1 protein-coding gene is annotated in these 6,353 nt (G+C 61.5%); it reads right to left on the minus strand.

Annotation, left to right across the window (positions count from 1 at the left end):
• Positions 1 to 313 precede the first annotated feature (313 nt).
• Positions 314 to 6,145 carry a PA14 domain-containing protein gene (locus PXK07_RS18470; protein WP_274849773.1) on the minus strand — a complete coding sequence of 1,944 codons (5,832 nt, stop codon included), beginning with the start codon at positions 6,143 to 6,145 and terminating at the stop codon, positions 314 to 316.
• Positions 6,146 to 6,353 lie beyond the last annotated feature (208 nt).

The following is a 6,353-nucleotide window of genomic DNA, read 5'->3' on the forward strand; positions in this document are numbered from 1 at the left end:
GATGGAGCAGCCAGGTAGCTCGTCAGGCTCATAACCTGAAGGTCGCAGGTTCAAATCCTGCTCCCGCAACCAATAAAACATCCCTGTATAGAGTGCGATAGTGTGGTCCAGATCGAACCGATCTGCATAACACTGCAAGCGCCGTTCAATTCCCTACGCGCCAAGCAGAACGGCCGCCACGTTCGTCGCAGTGAGTTATTTTCCTTGTCACAAGCCATTGTGCGATTTGGCTCCTGTTTGACAAAAGACCGCGCCCGGAGGCGCGGCCTTGGTGATTGACGTGGCGCAATGCCGAAGGTCCGTACGGGGCCGGTTAGACGAACTGAAAGTCGTCAACCGTCAGATCGGTTGCGCTGACACCGTGGATCAGCACAAGATGGCCGTCGACGTTGATCTGGGCGCCACCTGCGACATCGCTGATGTCGAGCGCATCGACAAACCCCTCAAGGCCGTTACCACCAGTGTCGAGGACGGGCTCGCCGGTTGCCGGATCGGTGAGGCGCAGCAGGAGCTGATCGATACCATCCTCGAAATCCATGATCTCGTCCATCTCACCGTCGGTGAATGCGTTGAAGACAAAGAGATCCGCACCGTCGCCGCCCTGCATGATGTCGTCACCCTCGCTACCGCTCAAGGTGTCGTCTCCACTGCCGCCATAGAGTGTTTCGTCACCGCGGCCGCCACGCAGGATGTCGTTGCCGCGTCCCGCAATCATGGTGTCCTCACCCCGGTTGCCGCGCAGGGTGTCGTTGCCAGCACCGCCGCGCATCATGTCATCTCCGGCGCCGCCGACGATCAGGTCAGCCCCTTTGCCACCCTCAAGGACATCGTCACCCGCAGCACCGCGCAGCGTATCGTCGCCGCCCCGGGCATTGATAGTGTCAGCGCCGTCCGAGCCGAAGACGATCCCGGCTACATTGGCGCCGATCACAGGCTCACCGGCCTCAGAGAAGCCGAGGACCACATCCGGGCCTTGGTCTTCCTCAAAGCGCAGCCGTTCGATGCTTTGAAGCCGGTCGACCCCGTCGCCGCCGCCAGAGATCAGAACGTCGTCGCCATCGCGGACAATCAGATAGTCGTCGAGGCTTCCCGAGAAGACGGCCACATCGGTTCCTGCACCGCCATCCAGGCTGTCGTCGCCAGCGCCCCCGATCAAGGTGTCGTTGCCGTCCCTGCCTTCGAGTGTGTCGCCCAGCGGGCCACCCTGAAGCAGCAGCGGATCGGTGGTCAGGACCGGGGTGAAATCAACCACCACGCTTTCGCTGGCACCCGGCGTCACCACGCCCAGTTCGACCGATGCCCCGCCGCGCGCCTCGAAATAGCGCAGCTCAATGGTATGGGACCCGGCACTCAGATCGACACGGGCGTCCACCGTGCGCCCGGTGCTGACACCGTCATTGTCGATGACCCGAACGCCGTCGATCCAGAGTTCGGATCCATCGTCGCTGGACAGGCTGAACTCATAGGTTCCGGCTGCTTCGGCAAGATAGGCCCCGTGGTAGAGAACGGCAAAGTTGTTGCTCGGCCCTCCTTCTAAGAAACTGCCGGTGGTGGCTTCGCTGATCGCGCTCACCTGTTCCTCAAAGATCGGCGTGGCGCGGAAATCGATCTGTTCCAGCACTTGCACGTCGCTTGGCGTGTTAAAATAGCTCGCCGTCATGCCGTTGAGCGTGACCTTGTCGAGCCCGACGAAATCGAAGGGACGGATGTCGTCAGCCACGACATCCACCAGCCGGATGGTGCCTACGCCGGTGTCGATCACGGCGGCATTGCCGACCTGGGTGATGGTCAGATCCTCGAAGCCTTTGACCGAGGCAACACCGCTCAGGTCGATCCGGTCTTGTCCGAAGGTGAAACCGAAGATGCTGTCGGTGCCGAAATCGGCAACCCGTTCGGTGGAGAAGACATAGATATCGTTGCCTGAGCTGCCAAACAGCCGGTCATCGCCGCCGCCGCCATCGAGCCGGTCATTGCCGTTGCCGCCAACGATCCTGTCATCGCCCGAACCGCCCTCAAGCACATCGTCGCCAGTCCCGCCATTCAGCAGGTCATCGCCGCTGTCACCGCTCAGGTGGTCATCGCCGCTATCGCCGTTCAGCGTGTCATTGCCGAAGCTACCGATCAGGATGTCGTCACCGCCATCCCCGTCCAGGGTGTCGCCGCCAAAGGTGCCAAAGATGACATCGGCGACAGCGGCGCCGGTGAGCGCCACATTGGCCGTGGCGAAGGAGACGTCCAGATCTTCGATGTCAGCGGCATCGACTTCGTTGCCATCTCCCTCAAAGCGCAGGGTTTCGATGTTCCGGAGCCGGTCGACCCCTTCACCGCCGCCCGAGACCACGATCTCGTCGCCATCAAGGCTCAACTCATAGTCGCCCCGGCTGCCCGCAAAGACCGCCACATCGGCGCCCGCGCCACCGTTAAGGACATCATCGCCGGACCCACCATCAAGGGTGTCATTGCCGCCGCCTGCATTGATCGTGTCATGGCCACCGTTGCCTTCGAAGCTCTCGGCGCGGTTGCTTCCGTTTTGCAGGTTTTCCGTCTCATCGCCTTGGACACCCTGAAGTGTCAGCTGCGTGCGTCCCTCGAAGGGGCGGGCGACATCAAGATCCACCGTCGCGCGGCCTTGGGCTTCAAAATACCGCAGCTCGATATGGTGGGCGCCTTCGCCCAACTCGATGGAGGCAGAGCGTTCGCGGGCGCTGTGGCGGCCGTCATTGTCGATCACGCGCGTGCCGTTGATGAACAGCTCAGAGCCGTCATCGCTGGTCAGGAAGAACCTGTACCTGCCGGCCTGTTCGGCAACAAAGACCCCCTGGTATTCAACGGCAAAGAAGCTATTCCGCCCGCCTTCGAAGAACGTGCCATTGGTGCTTTCTCTGATTTCGGTCAGCTGCTCCACAAAAACCGGATCGGCGTCAAAATCGATCGTGTCCAGAAGGCGGTCTCCGGTTGTCGGAAGGTTGAAGTGACTTGCGGTGATCGAGCCGCTTGTGGGCGCGTCGAGGCCAAGGAAATCGAATACCCCGAATTCGCGGTGATCAGTATCAAGCACCCGGATCGTGCCGACGCCGGTGTCGATCAGGGTATCGCCGCCGTCCTGGGTGATGGTCAGATCGTCAAAGCTGTCGATACCCTCGACCCCACGCAGGTCGATACGGTCAAGATCGAAGGAGAAGCCATCGATCGTGTCATTGCCAAAGCCCAAGGTCTGGCCGATCTCGACGCCCGAGCCGTCGTTCAGCGCCCGTTCGGTCGAGAAGACAAAATTGGTCTGGCCCAACCCGTCGATCAACAGATCGTCGCCGGTGCCGCCATTCAGGGTGTCAAGGCCGTTGCCAGAATCCAGGGTGTCGTCGCCGTCACCGCCCAGCAGGCTATCACTGCCGGTGCCACCGTTCAGGCTGTCATTACCGGTGCCGCCCCGCAGCAGGTCGCGGTCCGCGCCGCCGTCCAGCGTGTCATCGCCACCGCCGCCGATCAGGGTGTCATTCCCGTTATCGCCCGACAGTTCATCGTCGCCGGACTGTCCGCGCAAGGTATCGACACCAGTGCCGCCGGTCACGATATCGTCGCCCGCACCGGCCACAACACTGTCATTGCCGTCGCCCGCAATCACCAGGTCATCGCCACCACCGGACAGGACGGTGTCATGGCCGCCCAGAGCATTGAAAAAGCTGTTGGCCGCGCCGCCTTCGATCAGCTCGGAACTATTGTCAAAGCGATGCTGGGTCTGGCTCAGGTCGATGTCGATATCCGCGATCCCGTCCCCCGACAGGCGAATGCCGTCGCCGCCCAGGTTGGTCAGCTTGATGTCTTCGGGGCGCCCGTCGACGGGCAGCCTCTGTCTGCCGCTCAGGCTATTGCCATCCGCATCAAAGCGTTCCACGAACATCCGGTTGCTAATGTGGGTGTCGTTCCAGACAATGGCAAACCCGCCATCATCCAGCGCCACGACATCGTTCTGCCGCACCGTGTTGCCGACGTTGGAGCCCGAGACAAATCTGCTCGCCACCAGCTCGAACTCGCCGCTGGAGATATCGAAGATGTGGAACCGCAGATCCGAGTCGCGCCCGTCCTTGTCGGCGATCGTGATGACAATGTTGCCATTTTCCAGCACATCGGCCGCGGGGAGCAGAGTGTTCGAGCCCGACGTGCTTGATTGGTTGATGAGACCTCTTTCAAAACCGACGGGGTTCAGGTCTTCATCGAGGATCAATGCGTTCATCCGTCTCTGAAAGCCCCCACGTTCGTCGAGGATCACGAAGCCGCCGTCAGGGAGCGCGACAATCTGGCGATCTGCGCAGTTTGGATCAGCGAAAGCTACAAGAATGTCGTCGCCCTCGGCAGTTTCCCGAACCAGCCCTTCCGCATCGTAGATCTGAAGCTTCAACCCTGTTGGTCCGTCAAACACGTCGAAAGACAAGGCGAATTGACCGTTCTCCAAAGGCTCTATTGCCGCTACTCGGGAACTCACAGATCCGCTGAAGGTCTGCTCGAACAGGATGTCACCATTCAAATCGCGCGTGGTGAGCGTGAAACTGCGTTGGTCCGGCACTGTCACCGTCGCCGTTTCACCGGTCGACAGGACTACCGTATGCGATCCGTCCTCGTTGGCCTGCGCTTCGGGGATGATTGCCGCCGGTGCGTCCTCCGGGAAGGGGATGACCTCATCGGTTTCGTGGCGCGCGATCAGCTGCGCCGTGGAGCGGGTCTCAAGCAGCTCCGGTTCGGCAGGCGTGTCGGTATTGCCTTCGTCGGTCTCCACCGGGGCAAAGATCCTGACCTCCTCCACATCGGTGCCGAACTCAGCCACGCCCAGAACGGTCTTGTTGCCGTCGCCGTCAAGGATGAAATGCTCAACCGTCAGCCTTTCGCCGTCGCTGACATAGCGGACGTCCGATGTCTGACCGGTCTCGGCATCCTCGATCAGGTAGATCGTTGCCGCGTCTAGGCCGTCCTCGCCGAAGACCCGATCAAAGCCGCCGCTGACCACCAGTTCGTCGTTGCCGTCGCCGCCGAACAAGAGATCGTTACCGCTGTCGCCTGCAAGCACGTCGTTGCCCGCGCCGCCAACAATGAAATCATCGCCGCCGCCGCCGTTCAGCGCGTTGTCGCCATCATCGCCAAGGATCTCATCCGCCTGCGAGGTGCCGGTGACGTTTTCGATCCCGGACATCACCGCGATGTTCGGTTGCTGGTCGATGACCCGCGCCCTGCCTGTCGTCAGGTTGACCAGAACGCCCTCGGCATTGCCGCCCTCATCCTGAAAAATCACACCATCATTGCCTGCGCCACCGTCGATCCGGTCGGCTTCCCCCGCAGCCACACGGTCGCTGTAGGTGACATAAAGAGCATCATCGCCGTCACCGCCGCGCAGGGTGTCTTTGCCTTCGCCGCCGACAAGCGCGTCATCGCCTTCGCCGCCCAGAAGGGAGTCATCGCCAGCGCCACCGATGAGATTGTCGTTTCCGACGCCGCCCCGGATCGTGTCATTGCCTGCGCCGCCGTCGATCACATTGGCCTCGTCATCGCCGGTGATGGTGTCGTTCAGGCCCGAGCCGATAACCACTTCGATGTTCTCGAAGGTGTCGATCTGGCCGGTGCTGTCCACCGCCTCGCCGCGCTCAAGGTCGATCTCAACCGCCGCGACATGTTCTTCGTATGACAGGGTGTCGATGCCCGCGCCGCCGTCCACCACATTGATCCCGGCCCCGGCCAACAGCACATCGTCGCCGTCGCCCGCCTGCATAACGATGGTGCGGTCTGAGCTTTGAACGCCCGAGGCCGCATCAAGCGTATCGTCGCCCCTGCCGCCATCCAGCCTGCTGTCGATGCTTTCGTTGGTGAACAGCTGGTCGTCGCCATTGTCGCCGCGGATTTCAATCCGGTCGTTAAAGCCTTCACGCAAGAATTCGCTCTCGCCTGTATGTTCCGAGAAGTCGATCCGGTCGTTGCCACCTCCGCCTCTGACCTCATAGACGTGGCTGATCACGCCGTCGATCTGGTCGTCGCCACCCGACAGGAACAGCCGCTCTGCGTTGGTGATGTCGACTGCGGATGTGCCATCTTCGAGCGTGCCGTCGCTTTCTCTGCCGCGGGCGGTGCCGATCATGTGGTCATTCGCGCCGGTCAGGTCCAAGGTGATACCCTCCCTGAAGCTGATCGCATCCCGGCGCCGCCCGCTATCGACGGTCAGTTCGGCAGTTTCCGCGTCGCCGACCTGGCCCGTAACGATGAGAAGGTCGTTGGTTTCACCCAGATCGAGACGCTCTAGGGTCAGGACCCATTGATTTCCGTCCAGCGGCGTGATTCACGGTTCGAAAATCGAGCGGTAACATGTCTGATCT

It is taken from the genome of Phaeobacter sp. QD34_24 (assembly GCF_028890115.1).
Taxonomy (GTDB): Bacteria; Pseudomonadota; Alphaproteobacteria; order Rhodobacterales; family Rhodobacteraceae; genus Phycobacter.